The organism is Serratia sp. BIGb0234 (assembly GCF_024809915.1).
Lineage (GTDB): Bacteria > Pseudomonadota > Gammaproteobacteria > Enterobacterales > Enterobacteriaceae > Serratia > Serratia liquefaciens.
Genome location: NZ_JANUEI010000001.1, coordinates 1 through 16,542, shown reverse-complemented (window position 1 = coordinate 16,542; position 16,542 = coordinate 1). Strand labels below are relative to the sequence as shown.

13 protein-coding genes and 1 other annotated feature are annotated in these 16,542 nt (G+C 55.4%); of the genes, 4 read left to right on the top strand and 9 right to left on the bottom strand.

Annotated features, from left to right (window positions below):
- Positions 1-193: 193 nt before the first annotated feature.
- From htpG to M2407_RS00040, 6 genes are all read right to left on the bottom strand, one after another.
- On the bottom strand, positions 194-2,059 hold the full coding sequence (gene htpG, locus M2407_RS00065) for a molecular chaperone HtpG (protein WP_185959344.1): 1,866 nt from the start codon (positions 2,057-2,059) through the stop codon (positions 194-196).
- 143 nt (positions 2,060-2,202) lie between these two features.
- Positions 2,203-2,808, bottom strand: coding sequence for a recombination mediator RecR (recR, locus tag M2407_RS00060; protein ID WP_020825534.1), 606 nt, complete (start codon positions 2,806-2,808; stop codon positions 2,203-2,205).
- A complete protein-coding gene (locus M2407_RS00055; protein ID WP_020825533.1) occupies positions 2,808-3,137 on the bottom strand; it encodes a YbaB/EbfC family nucleoid-associated protein in 330 nt (109 codons plus the stop codon). Before M2407_RS00055 ends, recR begins: the two co-directional genes overlap by 1 nt.
- A 41-nt stretch (positions 3,138-3,178) precedes the next feature.
- Positions 3,179-5,131, bottom strand: a complete 1,953-nt coding sequence (gene dnaX / locus M2407_RS00050) for a DNA polymerase III subunit gamma/tau (protein ID WP_046374335.1) — start codon at positions 5,129-5,131, stop codon at positions 3,179-3,181.
- Positions 3,782-3,846: a sequence feature (DnaX frameshifting element), on the bottom strand. It overlaps the preceding gene by 65 nt.
- Positions 5,132-5,214: 83 nt before the next feature.
- A complete protein-coding gene (gene apt / locus M2407_RS00045; RefSeq protein WP_020825531.1) occupies positions 5,215-5,766 on the bottom strand; it encodes an adenine phosphoribosyltransferase in 552 nt (183 codons plus the stop codon).
- A 192-nt stretch (positions 5,767-5,958) separates the two neighbouring features.
- Entirely contained in the window at positions 5,959-6,339 is a 381-nt protein-coding gene (locus M2407_RS00040) for a DUF454 family protein (RefSeq protein ID WP_020825530.1), read from the bottom strand.
- 150 nt (positions 6,340-6,489) lie between these two features.
- On the opposite strand from M2407_RS00040, the gene priC reads away from it, so the two are divergent.
- Positions 6,490-7,026: a primosomal replication protein PriC gene (gene priC, locus M2407_RS00035; RefSeq protein WP_020825529.1), complete on the top strand. Its 537-nt coding sequence runs from the start codon at positions 6,490-6,492 to the stop codon at positions 7,024-7,026.
- 101 nt (positions 7,027-7,127) lie between these two features.
- Positions 7,128-7,307, top strand: a complete 180-nt coding sequence (gene rsmS, locus M2407_RS00030) for a pleiotropic regulatory protein RsmS (RefSeq protein WP_020825528.1) — start codon at positions 7,128-7,130, stop codon at positions 7,305-7,307.
- 37 nt (positions 7,308-7,344) lie between these two features.
- On the opposite strand, the gene mscK is transcribed toward rsmS, so the two are convergent.
- The 3 genes from mscK to acrR all read right to left on the bottom strand — a co-directional run bounded on the left by mscK (position 7,345) and on the right by acrR (position 11,894).
- Complete coding sequence (gene mscK, locus M2407_RS00025; protein WP_128864429.1) at positions 7,345-10,740, bottom strand: mechanosensitive channel MscK; 3,396 nt, start codon at positions 10,738-10,740, stop codon at positions 7,345-7,347.
- A gap of 100 nt (positions 10,741-10,840) precedes the next feature.
- Positions 10,841-11,194 carry a DsrE/DsrF/TusD sulfur relay family protein gene (locus tag M2407_RS00020; protein ID WP_020825526.1) on the bottom strand — a complete coding sequence of 118 codons (354 nt, stop codon included), beginning with the start codon at positions 11,192-11,194 and terminating at the stop codon, positions 10,841-10,843.
- Positions 11,195-11,204: 10 nt separating this feature from the next.
- Positions 11,205-11,894, bottom strand: coding sequence for a multidrug efflux transporter transcriptional repressor AcrR (gene acrR / locus M2407_RS00015; protein WP_197820158.1), 690 nt, complete (start codon positions 11,892-11,894; stop codon positions 11,205-11,207).
- Positions 11,895-12,036: 142 nt separating this feature from the next.
- On the opposite strand from acrR, the gene sdeX reads away from it, so the two are divergent.
- Entirely contained in the window at positions 12,037-13,224 is a 1,188-nt protein-coding gene (gene sdeX / locus M2407_RS00010) for a multidrug efflux RND transporter periplasmic adaptor subunit SdeX (protein WP_020825524.1), read from the top strand.
- A gap of 17 nt (positions 13,225-13,241) precedes the next feature.
- Positions 13,242-16,388 carry a multidrug efflux RND transporter permease subunit SdeY gene (gene sdeY, locus M2407_RS00005; protein ID WP_259216460.1) on the top strand — a complete coding sequence of 1,049 codons (3,147 nt, stop codon included), beginning with the start codon at positions 13,242-13,244 and terminating at the stop codon, positions 16,386-16,388.
- The last annotated feature ends 154 nt before the right edge of the window (positions 16,389-16,542 follow it).

Here is a 16,542-nt window from a genome sequence, read left to right as displayed (position 1 = left end):
CCCTTGCTATGTAGTTTTTATAAAATTGCGAAAACGCTCAACCATACCATTTCAGGGGGGGCTGGCTCAAGGTACGCGAGGAAATCGATTGCGGCGCCAAAGGGAGGAAACAGAGAATAAAGCGCGGAAAATCGGCAGGAAAAACAAAAAAATACGCCCAAAATTCGCAGATTTTGGGCGTATATACTCGGAATTATGCGGACAACAGTTTATTCATACGACGGATAAACTGATTTGGATCCTCCAGGGTGCCGCGTTCAGCCAGCAGTGCCTGATCCAATAACAGCTCAATCCATTCGGCGAATTGTTCGTTATCGCCCACATCGGATGCGCGTTTGACCAACGCATGCTCCGGATTCAGTTCGAAAATGTACTTCACCGCCGGCGCTTCCTGGCCCGCAGCGGCAAACAGCTTCGCCATCTGGGTGCTCATTTCGTCGGCATCGGTGATAACGATAGCCGGCGTGTCGGTCAGACGGTGCGTCAGACGCACGTCCTTCACGCGATCGCCCAGCAGGGTTTTCACACGGTCAACAAAGGGCTCCAGCTGCTTCTCGGCGGCCTTCTGCTCTTCGGTTTCGTCTGCCAGCTTGTCCAACGCGTCATCTGCCTTGCTGACGGATTGGAACGGCTTGCCGTCGAACTCGGTCAGGTAGCTCATCATCCATTCGTCGATGCGGTCGGAAAGCAGCAGCACTTCAATGCCTTTCTTGCGGAACAGTTCCAGGTGCGGGCTGCTCTTGGCGGCAGCATAGCTGTCGGCGGTGATGTAATAAATCTTCTCCTGCCCTTCTGCCATGCGGCCCACGTACTCTTCCAGCGAGACGGTTTGCGCCGAGCTGTCATTGTGGGTGGAAGCAAAGCGCAGCAGCTTGGCAATGGCTTCTTTGTTGCCACCATCTTCCGCCGGGCCCTCTTTCAACACCAGACCAAACTGCTGCCAGAACTTCTGGTAGCCTTCCGCATCGTCTTTAGCCAGTTTCTCCAGCATCTGCAACACACGCTTGGTCAGCGCACCGCGCAGGTTCTGGGTCACACGGCTGTCTTGCAGGATCTCACGCGAAACGTTCAGCGGCAGATCGTTGGAATCTATCAGGCCACGCACGAAACGCAGGTAGTTCGGCATGAACTGTTCAGCGTCGTCCATGATGAACACGCGCTGCACGTACAGCTTCAGCCCGTGCTTGTGATCGCGGTTCCACATGTCCCATGGCGCCTGGGCAGGAATGTACAGCAGGCTGGTGTATTCCTGCTTGCCTTCCACCCGGTTGTGGCTCCAGCTCAGCGGATCGGTAAAGTCGTGCGCGATGTGCTTGTAGAACTCTTTGTATTCTTCATCGGTCACGTCAGCCTTGCTGCGGGTCCACAGGGCCTGCGCCTTGTTGATTTTTTCCCAGGTGACGGTGCCGTCTTCTTCGTTTTTGCTTTCAATCTCAACCGGCAGTGCAATGTGGTCGGAGTATTTGCCGATCACGGAACGCAGACGCCAGGCATCGAGATACTCATCTTCGCCTTCGCGCAGATGCAGGGTAATTTCGGTACCGCGATCTTCTTTGCTGATATCGGCAATGGTGTAATCGCCTTCGCCGACAGATTCCCAGAACACGCCTTGATCGGCCGGAGCGCCCGCGGCACGAGTGCGCACGGTGACTTTATCCGCCACGATGAACGCGGAGTAGAAACCCACGCCGAACTGACCAATCAGCTGGCTGTCTTTGGCCTGATCGGAACCGATGGATTCCAGGAAGGCTTTGGTACCTGACTTGGCGATGGTACCCAGGTTTTCAATCACTTCCTCACGGCTCATGCCAATACCGTTGTCGGCAATGGTCAACGTACGCTGTTCTTTATCGAAGGAAAGGCGCACACGCAGCTCGCCGTCACCTTCATACAGCTCAGGCGTCGACAGTGCGCGGAAACGCAGCTTATCGGCGGCATCCGAGGCGTTGGAGATCAGCTCGCGCAGGAAAATTTCTTTATTGGAGTACAGCGAATGAATCATCAAATGAAGCAGTTGTTTTACTTCAGACTGGAAACCACGGGTTTCTTGACCTTTCATACTCATTGATTACCTCAAAGACAATAGCTACCAAAAGCGAACAATGAGGATTAAGTGGGGACAAGGGCGTTGTTTTTCAAGCGGCTGGCGGGAAATTTTTGCAGATAGCTGACGGGGCCAAATAGCCCCATCAGAGGAAAACATCAAAACTTGATAACGTGACGACCGGCCAATGAATGCGACAACGTGGTACCGTCGACCATTTCCAGTTCACCGCCCACCGGCACGCCGTGGGCTATGCGGCTGGCGACCACGCCATACTGGCCGCACATCTCGGCGATATAGTTGGCGGTTGCCTCACCTTCCACCGTCGGGTTGGTGGCCAGGATCACTTCAGTGATGCTTTCTTTTTCCAGCCGTTGCTCCAGCCGATCCAGACCGATATCACCGGGCCCAATGCCGTCCATCGGCGACAGATGGCCCATCAGCACAAAGTAACGTCCGGCAAACTGGCCGGTCTGCTCGATGGCGTGAATATCCGCCGGGCTTTCCACCACGCAGATCTGGCCGTTTTGCTGACGGCGCGGATTGGCGCAGATGGTGCAAACGTCCTGCTCGGTGAACGTACGGCAATCGGCACAGTGGCCAATCTCTGACATGGCGCGGGTCAGCGCCTGCGCCAGACGCATCCCACCACTGCGATCGCGCTGCAACAGCTGGAACGCCATACGCTGCGCCGACTTCGGGCCAACGCCCGGCAGGCAGCGCAACGCCTCCATCAGTGTTTCAAGGAGCGGGCTGGTCTGCATTAGAACGGCATCTTAAAGCCAGGTGGCAGTTGCATGCCGCTGGATACAGACGCCATCTTCTCTTTCTGGGTTTCGTCGATACGGCGCGCAGCATCGTTAATCGCAGCGGCGATCAGATCTTCCAGCATGTCTTTGTCGTCTTCCATCAGACTCTGATCGATCTCCACACGACGGCAGTTGTGCGCACCGTTGATGGTGACTTTCACCAGACCGGCGCCAGATTCGCCAGTCACTTCCAATTTGGCGACTTCTTCCTGCATCTGCTGCATTTTTTCTTGCATTTGCTGGGCTTGCTTCATCAGGTTGCCCAGACCGCCTTTACCAAACATAGTCGTCTCTCGTCGCTAGGGCCGCGCACTTTACGCGGCGTTTAAATGGGGCGAATACTCTCTTCATCCAGGTCTGCGTCGAAGAACCGGCGCAGCGTTTGGATATTGGTATCCGCAACGATCGACTGGCGCGCCTGCGCCAGTTTTTCTTCATAAATGGCTTGGCGCCACTCCAGCGGAGTCCGCTCCGCCGGATTATCGTCTTCCACCACGGTCAGTTCAACCGGACTGCCGTACAGCTCGGTGAGTGCATCGGTCAACACCTTCTGCGCCGAAGGCGAGTTCAGATGGCGCTGCGACGACCGCAGATGGAGACAAATTTTACCTGGTTCCAGCACTTCTTTAACCGCGTTCAACGCCAGTTGCTGCACCAGTTTTGGAATTTTCAGCTTATCGATTTCTGCCGCCCAGGCATCGCGTTCCAGCGACTCCACCACCAGCTTGGCTGACAGTTCGGGCGTTTTTTCATGCTCAAGAGCCGTGCGCAGCGCTTTTGGCGTCGCCAGCGGTTCCGGCTCTGCCTCGGGCTCGGTCTGTGCACGCCAGCGATAAGCTTCCGGCTTGGCCGGTTTTTGCTGAACAAGTTTTTCCGCCTGGCGCTGCTGGCTGCGCTCAGTCACGGAAGCCAACCGCTCCAGTGCTGAGTTTGCCGGCCGCGCTTTTCCTGGCGCCGCCGGTTCACTCTTTTTTGGTGTGGATGCTCCCTGCCGCAACAGCTGGGTGCGCGCCTTTAATAATTGTGCTGTGGCATCCGGTAAATTAGCCTGCTGATTATTCTGTGGCGCAACCTGGCCTAACGGCGGTGGCGCGTCCTGAAACTGTGGTGGCTGAGCCACCTGCTGAGCCTGCGGTTGCGCCATCTGCGCCGGTGCGGTTTGCACCATCGCCACCGGCTCAGGGATCACCGCTTTCGGGTGAAATGCCAGCGCACGCAGCAGGGTCATCTCAACCCCCATACGGCGATCCGGGGCAAAGGCCAGCTCTTTACGGCCGACCAGCAGGGTTTGGTAATAAAGCTGTACGTCCGTCGGCGGCAAAGTACGCGCCAGCTCACGCAGCCGCTGTTCAATGGCGGCGTAATGATTGTCCAGTACCGATGGCAGTAACTGCACCATCGCGATCCGGTGTAGCAAGGCCAGCGTTTCGATCAGCAGGTTTTCCCAGTCAACACCGCGTGAAGCGGCTTGCGCGACCTGCGCCATCACCTTTTCGCCATCAGCGCTCACCAGCGCTTCGAGGATTGCCAACGGCTGTTCGTCGTCCAACGTACCGAGCATTTGGCTGACGGTGGTGGTGGTCACCTGCCCTTGCCCCATCGCGATAGCCTGGTCGGTGAGGCTCAACGCGTCACGCATACTGCCGTCGGCAGCACGTGCTATCAGCTGCAGCGCGCGCTGGTCGCTGGTGATTTGTTCTGCCTGCAGAACCGTTTCCAACTGGTTGCGGATCTGCTCGACATCCAGAGCCTTAAGATGAAATTGCAGGCAGCGCGACAGGATAGTGACCGGCAGCTTTTGCGGATCGGTCGTCGCCAGCAGGAATTTGACGTGAGAAGGCGGCTCTTCCAGCGTTTTCAACAGCGCATTGAAGCTGTGACGCGAGAGCATGTGCACTTCGTCAATCAGGTAAACCTTGAAGCGGCCGCGGGCGGGTGCGTACTGGACGTTATCCAGCAGATCGCGGGTATCTTCCACCTTGGTTCTGGACGCGGCGTCGATCTCGATCAGATCAACAAAGCGCCCCTGCTCAATCTCGCGGCAGTTGTCGCATTGACCGCACGGCGTGGCGGTGATGCCGGTTTCACAGTTCAGGCCTTTGGCCAGCAAGCGCGCAATGGTGGTTTTACCCACGCCGCGCGTGCCCGAGAACAGATAGGCGTGATGAATCCGCCCCAGCGAGAGGCCGTTAGCCAGCGCAGTCAGGACATGTTCCTGTCCGACAACATCTGCAAACGTTTGAGGGCGCCACTTACGGGCAAGAACCTGATAGCTCATTAATACCGGAAAAGTCGAGTAATCTGGAGGGTCATGCTAACACAGCCCCGCGGCGATCCGCGAGGCCGTTGTGGTAATGCAGATCAGTGGCCGGCGAAGTTCACCAGGCAGTAGCATTCAATACCCAGTGAGTTCAAACGCGCTTCACCGCCGAGATCCGGCAGGTTAATGATGAAAGCAGCGTCTTTAACTTCACCGCCCAGACGGCGGATCAGTTTTGCGGTGGCTTCGATGGTGCCACCGGTTGCCAGCAGATCGTCCACCACCAGCACTTTATCACCGGCACTGATGGCATCGGTGTGTATTTCCAGTTGGTCAGTACCGTATTCCAGCTCATAGCTTTCGCTGAGCGTCGCGCGCGGCAGCTTACCCGGTTTACGCACCGGAACAAAACCTACGCCCAGCGCCAATGCTACCGGTGCGCCAAACAGGAAACCACGCGCTTCGGTGCCAACCACTTTGGTCACGCCCGCTTCGCGAAAGCGCTCAACCAGCAATTCGATGCTGGCAGCATAAGCCAGCGGGTTTTCCAGCAGGCTGGTGACGTCACGGAACAGTATGCCCGGCTTAGGGTAATCCGGAATGGTTTTGATACTGTCTTTAATAAACTGAAGCTGCTGTGCAGTAGCGGTCATAATTATTGCCTGATAAAACTGCCTGATGACTTGCGCGCCGATCGTCTGGAACCCGATCCCGGCATAAACAGGGAATGGGAGGCCACCCGCGCACGAAAACGCCCAAATCTATGCAAACTGACGGACAAATGCAACTTTCCCCTGCATCTTTCAAAACGCAGCCTGAAAGCTATTGAATATCATAGGCCACAATCAGCGCTGTTTTTGTTGCGATAAGTCAACAACCGGCAAGCGCAACATGAAGGTCAGCAAAATAGCCAGCATCAGCAACAGCACTCCACGCACCCACCAGATTTTCACTAGCCACAACGAAAGTGCGAATGTCAGCACAATCACCACCACCGCCTTCCATTTAGCCCCTGGCGGTAAGGCGCGATGCTGCTGCCAATGGCGCAGATAAGGCCCGAACCAGGAGCGGTACAATAGCCAACTGTGGAAGCGTGGTGACGAACGGGCGAAGCACCAGGCGGCCAACAGCAGAAACGGCGTCGTCGGCAGCAGTGGTAATACCACGCCCAACGTCGCCAACACCACCGCCAACCAACCGAGGATAATCAATAACCAACGCGTCATGCGAGCCCTTGTCCATCAACCTGTCTGGCGTTACTTTATCACCGCCTTCCCCCGTGCCACCAGCCGCAACGGGCGGAATATATGCACGGCGCTTGTTTCACGACGCGATCGCGGGCAAGCTGAGCCCACTAACACCCCAATGGAGCCGACGTGAGCACCCAGCGTCTTTTAGAAGCGTTAGAACAACAAATCAAGGTATTGGCCAGCGAGATCACGCCCCGCGGCGACGCGCCGATCCCTCAGGCACGCTTCGATACTGCGCTGTTTTCTAACCGCGGTACACGACTGCGCGATTATCTGGCCGAAGTGCAAAAGAACTTCGCCCAGTTGCAGACGGCGGCCAACGACAATCGCACCACTCAGGTGGCCTTTCTGGCTGAAAAGTTGCTGGCACAGCTCACCGCCCTGCAACGCGAGCTGGCAACCCAGACGCTGCGCCGTAAGAATCAGCCCAAAGAGGTGGCAGCGGTCGATCTGTATCACAAGCTGGCCGAACATCAGGATTATGAACGTCGGATCATTGCAATGATTCAGGATCGGGAAAGCCTGCTGGGAAGGCAGACGACGCTGGCGGCACAGCAAAAGCTTCAACATGAGCTGGCTGCGTTAGAAGGCCGACTGACGCGTTGCCGTCAAGCGCTGACGCGCATTGAGCGCAGTATTGAACGTAAAGAAAACGGTTTTTGAAGATTTATCACAATATTTTAATGATTATTCCCCCCAATCGGGCTTGTTCACTATACTCAGCCGAACGAAGTATCATTCATCTCAATTAAAACGTGGGTTTTATGTCTCTAGAAAATGCCTCACCAGAATTGCAACTGGCGGTAGATCTGATTTACCTGCTGGAATGCAATGAGATCGATCCCGCCACCGCGCTGGCGGCGCTGGATATTGTCAAACGTGACTACCAGGAAAAGCTGCAGCGCAACGGCGTTACCTCCCCATATCTGCCCGTCGGGCAGTGAAAAGGGTTCAGCCTGCGCTGAACCCAGGATCCTCGTTCTACTCCCCTACCGATGAGCCGTCCTTATCCGACGATAGCGTCCGTTTTACTTCCTGCACCTCGTTGCCCTGCTGATTGTGCAAATAGACCTCGAGCTGGTTGAAAGCAATGTTGATGTCGTTTTCGCGACACAGGCGTTCGATAGAGCGATTCAGTTCGTCAACGGTATAGCTGCGGTCGCGTAGCTCACGCACGTAAAGGCGCAGTTCATGATCCAGCGTGCTGGCACCGAAATTCAGGAAGAACACCTGCGGCTCCGGATCGCTCATCACGCGTGGGTTATCATGCGCCGCCTTGAGCAGCACCGCTTTCACCTTATCCAAATCGGAGCCGTAGGCCACCCCTACCTTGATTAAAACGCGGGTGATGGTGTCCGACAGCGACCAGTTGATCAGGCGTTCGGTCACAAATGCCTTATTCGGAATGATCACCTCTTTGCGGTCAAAGTCAGTGATGGTGGTGGCACGAATGCGGATTTTGCTGACCGAACCGGAGAAAGTGCCAATAGTAATGGTGTCGCCGATACGGATCGGCCGTTCGAACAGGATGATCAGGCCGGAAACAAAGTTGGCGAAAATCTCCTGCAGCCCGAAGCCCAACCCGACGGTCAAACCGGCGGCCAACCACTGCAATTTATCCCAGGAAACACCCAGCGAGCCCAGTGCAGTGACCGCGCCCACAGTGGTGATCAGGTAGGTGAGTATGGTGGTGACGGCGTAAGACGTCCCCTGCCGCAGTTGCAGCCGCGACAGCACCACCACTTCCAGCAGACCGGGCAGGTTGCGCGTCATCACGTAAGCGACAATCACCGCCGCTATCGCTACCATCATGTTGCCCAGCGTCACCGCCTGCGCCACGCTGCTGCCGGCGACAGTGGTGGTGTAATGCCACAGCGTAATGCTGTCCAGGTACGAAATGACCGTCACCAAATCTGACCAAATGCCATACAGGGCGCTGGCGAAGATAATAAACAGCACCATGGTGGTCAGCCGCAGCGACTGCTGGTTGATCTGATCGAGCGCCAAAGGCGGCTCCTCAACCGGTTCAACCCCTTCAGCCCCCTCTTTCTCCTTCGCCAGGCTCTGACGACGAGCTATCGCGCGGCGGTAAGCCAGACGGCGCGCCGCGACGCTCAGCCCGCGAATGGCGGTCAGATAGACGATATTCCACAGGAAGAACAGATACAGGCTGTCGATCCAGCGGCCGGCTAACCGCAACGTGGTATAGAAATAGCCGGCGAACATCAGCCCCAGCAGGATCAGCGGCGTAGCGGCAATGGCGGTGACAATGATCAGCCTTACCGCGTGCGAGCCCTTTTCACGCCAGCTGTCGCGGCACAACGGAAACACCAGCACTGCCAGCAGTGCCAACGTCAACATCACCACCACCTGGCCGATAACGTCTTCCACCAACCGCAGTGGTGCTTTCTCGCCCAGCACCGACCAGAAAATCAGCGGTAACAGCGCCAGCCCAAGGCGCACCGTCTGACGACGATAATGCGCACAAAGCTCGGCGGCGAAGTTGAAATGCCGTTCGCAGATGCCGCCAGGTGCCAGCGTGCGGTAGGTAAAGCCGAATATCAGCCAGAACAGCGCCAACTGTTGCGACAACGCCCAGAGAAAGTCACTGAGACCGATTTCTGCACGGTAACACCAGAACCCCACCCCCAACAGCAATGCCGAACCGGGCAGGACCTTCAGCAGAGTCAACACAATGGCCCTGGGGGTGTGCATCTGGCTATCACGCTTTAACTGCCCCACGTCATTGGCCAGTTTCTGCAAGTGGGTGTCTATCAGCTTGTAACGCCAGCGCAACAGGCCGATCAGCAACAGCAGCGGGATCAGCATGACCAGTGAATTCAGTCCGCCCTGCAGTATTTTGCCAAAGTCGACTTTGAAATCGAGCGCAGCCAGTTGATCTCTAACCGCCCCTGGCAAAGCTTTCAGCCACGCCAGATCGACCGGTTTGTTGCTGTTTACCCAGAAAATCTGCTGAGTCAGGGTATCGCGCAGCGAGCTGTTAACGCTGGTTAACTGCTGTTGGTTGATCTGCAGGCTGATCGATTGTGCCAACTGATTACTGAGCTGTTTGTTTAACTGATCCAACAGTTCACGGCGCATATCGACGATTTCATTCAGAGCATCCAGCACGTCGGCGCTGGCTTTTTCTTTGCTGTCGGCGACCAGTTTGTTGATGTAATCGTCACCCTTGAACAGGTCGTCGCGCTGCTGGTTGATATCAAACTGTTCCAGGCGCAGATCGGCAATACGCGTGCCCATATCCGCCACCAACGTGCCCTGCGGCAGGCTTTGTTGCTGCTGATACAGAATGCGCGACAGCACCAGACTGCCTTTCAGCACCTGGATCTGCTCCTTGAGATTACGCTCCGCCTGCAGGCCGCGATCCAGCCAGTTCTTCACCCGAATATTCTGCTGGAACAGTACGTTGCTCTCTTCCGTGGCGGCAATCAGCCGCTGGCTGAGCTGGCGGTTAACGTCCAGCTCTTTGCTGACCAACTGGTCGTGCTGGATATCCGTAGCGTCTTCCGGATTCTGCGCCTCTTTGGCGGTTTTTTCCGACAGCGTCAGGCGCTTGCTGTTGACCACTTCTTGCAACAGTTGCACGTTGTGGTCGAGCGCATCGATATGCCCGGTCGTATAATCGCGCTGCTTCTGCAGCAAATCTTGCAGGGTAGTGTTGGCTTCCAGACTTTTGCGTTGCAGATCTATCTGCGCGTTGAGCAGCGTTTGCTCGGTGGCCAGCATCACCAGTTGGCTGTCACGCAACGAGTTTTGTCCCGGCGTCTGATCGTTGATCTGGTTACGAATTTCCTGCAGCCGCTGAGACGCGGTATACATGCTGCTCTGCACCCGTTCCGGTTGAGTCTGTAGCGAAACCAGCTGGCTGTTATAGGTGGACAGGTTTTCCTGCGCCGTCTGCAGGTCATCGAGCGTCTGGTAAAGCCGGGTTTCCAATTGGCGCAGGGAAAGCTGCAGCAGTTCGGCCCGGGCGGCCGCACTGTCGACCGGCGTTTTGAGCGCCGCCAGATCGTCGGTGACCTGGCGCAATTTGCCCGGTGCCAGCTGCAGCTGTTGCTTAAGCTGCGCGCCATCCTGCCTGGTGCGATCGATGGCATCCAGCAGTTCTAGGGTTCGGGTAAGGTCTTGCTGCGTGAGTTTATTGACCGGCGTCAGCGTCTTTTGCTTATTCAGCGCATCAAGCTGGCTTTGTATTTCACTGCGTGACGGCACATCGCCATTGAGTGCCGCATAGGCTGCAGGTTGGCAAACCGCACAGAAAGCGATCAACAAAAACAGGGCGAAGGCGCGGGAGAACTCCACACCGAACAACGACACGAGCGGCAGAAAAAGGCGTTTGGCTAACCTGCGATGCATGATTTGGCTTCGAATCAATAAAGAAGCCTAAAGATTATCACGATCGCAGAGAGCCAAAGAATAAGAAAAGCGTTGCGGGTGATGTACAAATGTCGCGGGCTTAGAAGGTCAATACTTTCTCCGCCGCCAACGTCCACTGTGCCAGTTCCACCAGCGTTCCGATCTCCACCCCGTCCGCCAGCGGCAGCCGACTGACTCCGCGCGCATCGGCACAGGTTTTACACAATTTCACCGGCACCTGCTGCGCGGTAAGGATTTCCAGCATTTGCTGCAGGTGATAGCCTTCATGCGGCTGCTGCCCGGCAATGCCCGCGACCACCGCATCGGACATCAAAAACAGTTTCAGGTTGAGATCGCTCTGCTGCTCTTTCAGCGCAATCGCCAGACGCAACGCGTTAAACAGCGATTCGTGACCATAAGCGGCGCCATTGGCGATCAAAACAACGGATGACATGGTATTTCTCCTATAAATGATGATGTTCTGCACTCAACGGCTGTGCCACCAGCTCCCCCTCCTCCGGTTTTATTCGCAAGGTGGGGCTGAATTGGGCCATTTCGATAAATGAGTCGATCAACACCGCCGCCTCGGCTTTCAGATCAAAACTTTCCGGCATAAAAAGCCAGTTTTCCATCAGGCCGGTAATGTAGGCGCGCAGAATGATAGAAGCGCGGCGGGTATGTAAATCAGCCGGCAGTTGGCCGTGGCGCATACTGTTGCGCAGCACGGACTCAATACGGTCGTAACCTTCCAGATAGAGGACTTTACGGGCATCTTGCAACGGGAGCATCTCACCGACAAATTCACACTTATGGAAAACGATCTCCATCAGGGCACGCCTGCGTGCGTCATCTACCGTAGCCGTCAGAATATAAATTAGAATTTCGCGTAAAATACGCAGTGGATTCTCAGGGTACTTTGCCTGATACTCTAGTTCGAGATCGCCTATTTTCGACTCTGATAACTCCCAAACTTCGTTAAACAGGTCTACCTTATTCTTGAAGTGCCAGTAAATTGCGCCACGCGTCACCCCAGCAGCGGTGGCTATATCGGTGAGGGACGTTGCAGAAACGCCACGTTCAGAGAATTCTCGCACCGCAGCGTCAAGAATGTGCTGTCGAGTTTCTTGCGCTTGCTGTTTGGTTTTTCGTGCCATGGCGTTGTTTTTTCGGGGAAGTGAGATTTACATACATTCGTGTATGTATGTACCATAGCACGCACTAATAATTAACGCAGCAATGGGTTTTAAAGCTTGTGATCCATTGATCATTTTGAAATCGGACACTTGAGGTTTTTCTATGAACAAAAACAGAGGGTTAACGCCTCTGGCGGCAGTTCTGATGCTTTCAGGCAGCTTAGTGCTAACAGGATGTAACGATAAAGAAACCCAACAGCAAGGCGCCCAGGCACCGGCTCCCGAAGTGGGTGTAGTGACATTGAAGGCAGAACCTCTCAACATCACCACCGATCTTCCTGGTCGTACCGCTGCGTATCGTATCGCCGAAGTTCGCCCTCAGGTTAGCGGCATTATCCTGAAACGTAACTTCGTAGAAGGCAGCGATATCAAGGCAGGTACTTCCCTGTATCAAATCGATCCTGCTACCTATCAGGCAGCCTATGACAGCGCTAAAGGCGATTTGGCGAAAGCCCAAGCCAGCGCGTCTATCGCACGCGTGACGGTTAACCGCTACAAACCATTGCTGGGTACCAGTTACATCAGTAAGCAAGATTACGACACCGCAGTCTCCAACCTGCAGCAGGCGGAAGCCGCTGTTGTGGCAGCCAAAGCCGCTGTGGAAACCGCGCGCATCAACCTGGCTTACACCAAGGTGACTTCACCAATCTCCGGCCGTATCGGCAAATCTGCCGTGACCGAAGGGGCACTGGTCACTAACGGCCAAGCTACCGCTCTGTCTACCGTGCAGCAGCTTGATCCGATGTACGTCGACGTGACTCAGTCGAGCAACGACTTCCTGCGTCTGAAGCAAGAACTGGCAAGCGGTGCGCTGAAGCAAGAGAACGGCAAAGCCAAAGTGAAACTGCTGCTTGAAAACGGCGCGCAATACGCTCAGGAAGGCACGCTGGAATTCTCTGACGTCACCGTTGATGAAACCACCGGTTCCATCACCATTCGTGCGGTGTTCCCTAACCCGAACGATACGCTGTTGCCGGGCATGTTCGTTCGCGCCCGTCTGGACGAAGGTGTGCGCAGCGACGCATTGCTAGTACCGCAGCAGGGTGTGACGCGTAACCCACGTGGCGATGCTACTGCACTGGTGGTAGGTGCTGACGACAAAGTTGAATTGCGTACGCTGAAGGCCGATCAGGCTATCGGCGACAAATGGCTGGTTACCGACGGTTTGAAAGCCGGCGACCGCGTGATTGTCACCGGCTTGATGAAAGTCCGTCCGGGCGCTCAGGTAAAAGTGCAGGAAGTTGACACTCAGGCGCAAAAGCAGCCGCAGTCTGAAGCGCAGAAGTCATAAAAAGGAGCCGGTAAGACATGGCTAAGTTCTTTATAGATCGCCCGATTTTCGCCTGGGTAATCGCCATCATCATCATGTTGGCGGGTGTGTTGTCAATAATGAAACTGCCGATTGCGCAGTATCCAACTATTGCACCACCGGCGGTCAGTATTTCCGCAAACTATCCAGGCGCGGATGCCAAAACGGTGCAAGATACCGTCACTCAGATTATCGAACAGAACATGAACGGTATCGATAATCTGATGTACATGTCTTCCACCAGCGATTCCTCTGGTAGCGTCACCATTACATTGACGTTTGAATCCGGTACCGACCCTGACATTGCGCAGGTTCAGGTCCAGAACAAACTGTCGTTGGCCACCCCATTACTGCCGCAAGAAGTGCAGCAGCAGGGCCTGAAAGTAGAAAAATCCAGCAGCAGCTTCCTGATGGTGGCCGGTTTCGTTTCCGACGATCCGAACATGACCCAGGATGACATTGCGGACTACGTAGCTTCCAACATCAAAGATCCTATCAGCCGTTCATCCGGCGTGGGTGAAGTGCAGCTGTTCGGTGCCCAGTACGCCATGCGTATCTGGCTGGATCCGAACAAACTGAATAATTTCCAGTTGACCACTTCGGATGTCACCTCATCCATTACCGAGCAAAACAACCAGATCGCCGCAGGGCAGCTGGGCGGTATGCCACCGGTGCCGGGGCAACAGCTGAACGCCTCGATCATCGCGCAGACTCGCCTGACCTCTCCTGAAGAGTTCGGTAAAATTCTGCTGAAGGTGAATAGTGATGGTTCTCAGGTTCGCCTGAGTGATGTTGCGCACATTGAACGCGGTGCAGAAAGCTACGCGGTAACCGCACGCTATAACGGTAAACCGGCAGCAGGTTTGGGGATCAAACTGGCCACCGGCGCCAACGCCCTGAACACCGCTAAAGGCGTAAAAGATGCACTGACCAAAATGGAACCCTTCTTCCCGCAGGGGATGAAAGTGGTTTATCCGTACGACACCACGCCGTTCGTTAAAATCTCCATCAACGAAGTAGTAAAAACGCTGATGGAGGCGATCTTGCTGGTGTTCCTGGTCATGTACCTGTTCCTGCAGAACTTCCGTGCGACGTTGATCCCAACCATCGCGGTACCGGTAGTATTGCTGGGGACCTTTGCGATCCTGGCGGCGTTCGGCTTCTCGATCAACACCCTAACGATGTTCGGTATGGTGCTGGCGATAGGCCTGTTGGTGGATGACGCCATCGTGGTGGTGGAAAACGTCGAGCGTGTAATGTCCGAAGAGGGACTGTCGCCGAAAGAAGCCACCCGCAAATCGATGGGCCAAATCCAGGGTGCGTTGGTCGGTATCGCCATGGTGCTGTCAGCGGTATTCGTACCAATGGCGTTCTTCGGTGGTTCAACCGGTGCTATCTATCGTCAGTTCTCGATCACCATCGTTTCCGCGATGGCCCTGTCGGTTCTGGTAGCGATGATCCTGACGCCGGCACTTTGCGCCACCATGCTCAAACCGGTTCCGAAAGGCGATCATGGGATTAAAACAGGCTTCTTCGGCTGGTTTAACCGCATGTTCGAAAAGAGCACCAACCACTACACCGACAGCGTAGCCAATATTCTGCGCAGTACCGGGCGTTATCTGGTGATCTACCTGCTGATCGTCGTTGGCATGGGCCTGTTGTTCCTGCGCCTGCCGTCCTCGTTCCTGCCGGAAGAAGACCAGGGCATCCTGTTAACCATGGTTCAACTGCCAGCGGGTGCGACTGAAGCGCGTACCGCTAAAGTACTGGAAGAAGTCACCGACTACTTCATGACCAAGGAAAAGGACAACGTGGTCTCGGTGTTTACCGTAGCGGGCTTCGGCTTCAACGGTAACGGCCAGAACAACGGTCTGTCATTCGTCAGCCTGAAAGACTGGTCCGAACGCTCCGGTGAGCACAATAAAGTGCCTGCGATTGCCGGCCGCGCGATGGGTGCGTTCTCTCAGATTAAAGAAGGCCTGGTATTCCCGTTCAACCTGCCGGCGATTATCGAACTCGGTACTGCGACAGGTTTCGACTTTGAACTGATCGATCAGGGTGGCTTAGGCCATGAAAAACTGACCGAAGCGCGTAACCAGTTGTTGGGCATGGCTGCCGAACATCCGGACCTGCTGGTAGGCATGCGTCCTAACGGCCTGGAAGATACGCCACAGTTCAAACTGATCATCGATCAGGAGAAAGCCAAGGCGCTGGGCGTGAGCATCACCACCATCAACAGTACGCTGACTACCGCGCTGGGTGGCACCTACGTCAACGACTTCATCGACCGCGGTCGTGTGAAGAAGGTCTACGTTCAGGCTGATGCGCCATTCCGTATGCTGCCAGAAGATATCAATAAATGGTTTGTTCGTGGCGGCACTGGCCAGATGGTTCCTTTCTCCGCGTTCTCTACGGCGAAATGGGAATACGGTTCTCCGCGTCTGGAACGTTATAACGGCCTGCCATCCATGGAAATTCTTGGACAAGCGGCACCGGGTAAGAGTACCGGTGAGGCGATGAACATGATGGAAGAGCTGGCGTCCAAACTGCCGAGCGGTATTGGTTACGATTGGACCGGTATGTCCTATCAGGAACGTCTGTCCGGTAACCAGGCGCCTGCGCTGTACGCCATTTCGATTCTGGTCGTATTCCTGTGTCTGGCAGCGCTGTATGAAAGCTGGTCGATTCCGTTCTCGGTCATGCTGGTACTTCCGCTAGGGGTTATCGGTGCTCTGCTGGCAGCAACCATGCGCGGCATGAACAACGACGTTTACTTCCAGGTGGGGCTGTTGACCACCATAGGTCTGTCGGCGAAGAACGCCATCCTGATAGTGGAATTCGCCAAGGATCTGATGGAGAAAGAGGGCAAGGGTCTGATCGAAGCGACGCTCGATGCGGTACGTATGCGTCTGCGTCCAATCCTGATGACCTCACTGGCCTTCATCCTCGGGGTACTGCCGTTGGTTATCAGTAACGGTGCAGGCTCCGGCGCACAGAACGCGGTAGGTACCGGCGTTATGGGCGGGATGATTACCGCCACCGTGCTGGCCCTGTTCTTTGTTCCGGTGTTCTTCGTGGTGGTTCGCCGCCGCTTCGGCAAGAAGTCTGAAGACATAGAACACAGCCATCCGGTCGAGCATCACTGATAACTCAGTGCTGTTTCCCTCCTGAAAAAAGGCCGCTTATGCGGCCTTTTTCTTTTGCTTGACCCGTCCTGAATAGCGTTGACACATTTTACTCACGCACAGAGGAAAATGTGATGAACCAGTATGTTAAACGCACACAACGCGATTATTCTCT

Excerpts from the sequence above, each read along its gene's own strand:
- htpG (WP_185959344.1), bottom strand. The coding sequence starts at position 2,059 with ATGAAAGGTCAAGAAACCCGTGGTTTCCAGTCTGAAGTAAAACAACTG.
- recR (WP_020825534.1), bottom strand. The coding sequence starts at position 2,808 with ATGCAGACCAGCCCGCTCCTTGAAACACTGATGGAGGCGTTGCGCTGC.
- M2407_RS00055 (WP_020825533.1), bottom strand. The coding sequence starts at position 3,137 with ATGTTTGGTAAAGGCGGTCTGGGCAACCTGATGAAGCAAGCCCAGCAA.
- dnaX (WP_046374335.1), bottom strand. The coding sequence starts at position 5,131 with ATGAGCTATCAGGTTCTTGCCCGTAAGTGGCGCCCTCAAACGTTTGCA.
- apt (WP_020825531.1), bottom strand. The coding sequence starts at position 5,766 with ATGACCGCTACTGCACAGCAGCTTCAGTTTATTAAAGACAGTATCAAA.
- M2407_RS00040 (WP_020825530.1), bottom strand. The coding sequence starts at position 6,339 with ATGACGCGTTGGTTATTGATTATCCTCGGTTGGTTGGCGGTGGTGTTG.
- rsmS (WP_020825528.1), top strand. The coding sequence starts at position 7,128 with ATGTCTCTAGAAAATGCCTCACCAGAATTGCAACTGGCGGTAGATCTG.
- mscK (WP_128864429.1), bottom strand. The coding sequence starts at position 10,740 with ATGCATCGCAGGTTAGCCAAACGCCTTTTTCTGCCGCTCGTGTCGTTG.
- M2407_RS00020 (WP_020825526.1), bottom strand. The coding sequence starts at position 11,194 with ATGTCATCCGTTGTTTTGATCGCCAATGGCGCCGCTTATGGTCACGAA.
- acrR (WP_197820158.1), bottom strand. The coding sequence starts at position 11,894 with ATGGCACGAAAAACCAAACAGCAAGCGCAAGAAACTCGACAGCACATT.
- sdeX (WP_020825524.1), top strand. The coding sequence starts at position 12,037 with ATGAACAAAAACAGAGGGTTAACGCCTCTGGCGGCAGTTCTGATGCTT.
- sdeY (WP_259216460.1), top strand. The coding sequence starts at position 13,242 with ATGGCTAAGTTCTTTATAGATCGCCCGATTTTCGCCTGGGTAATCGCC.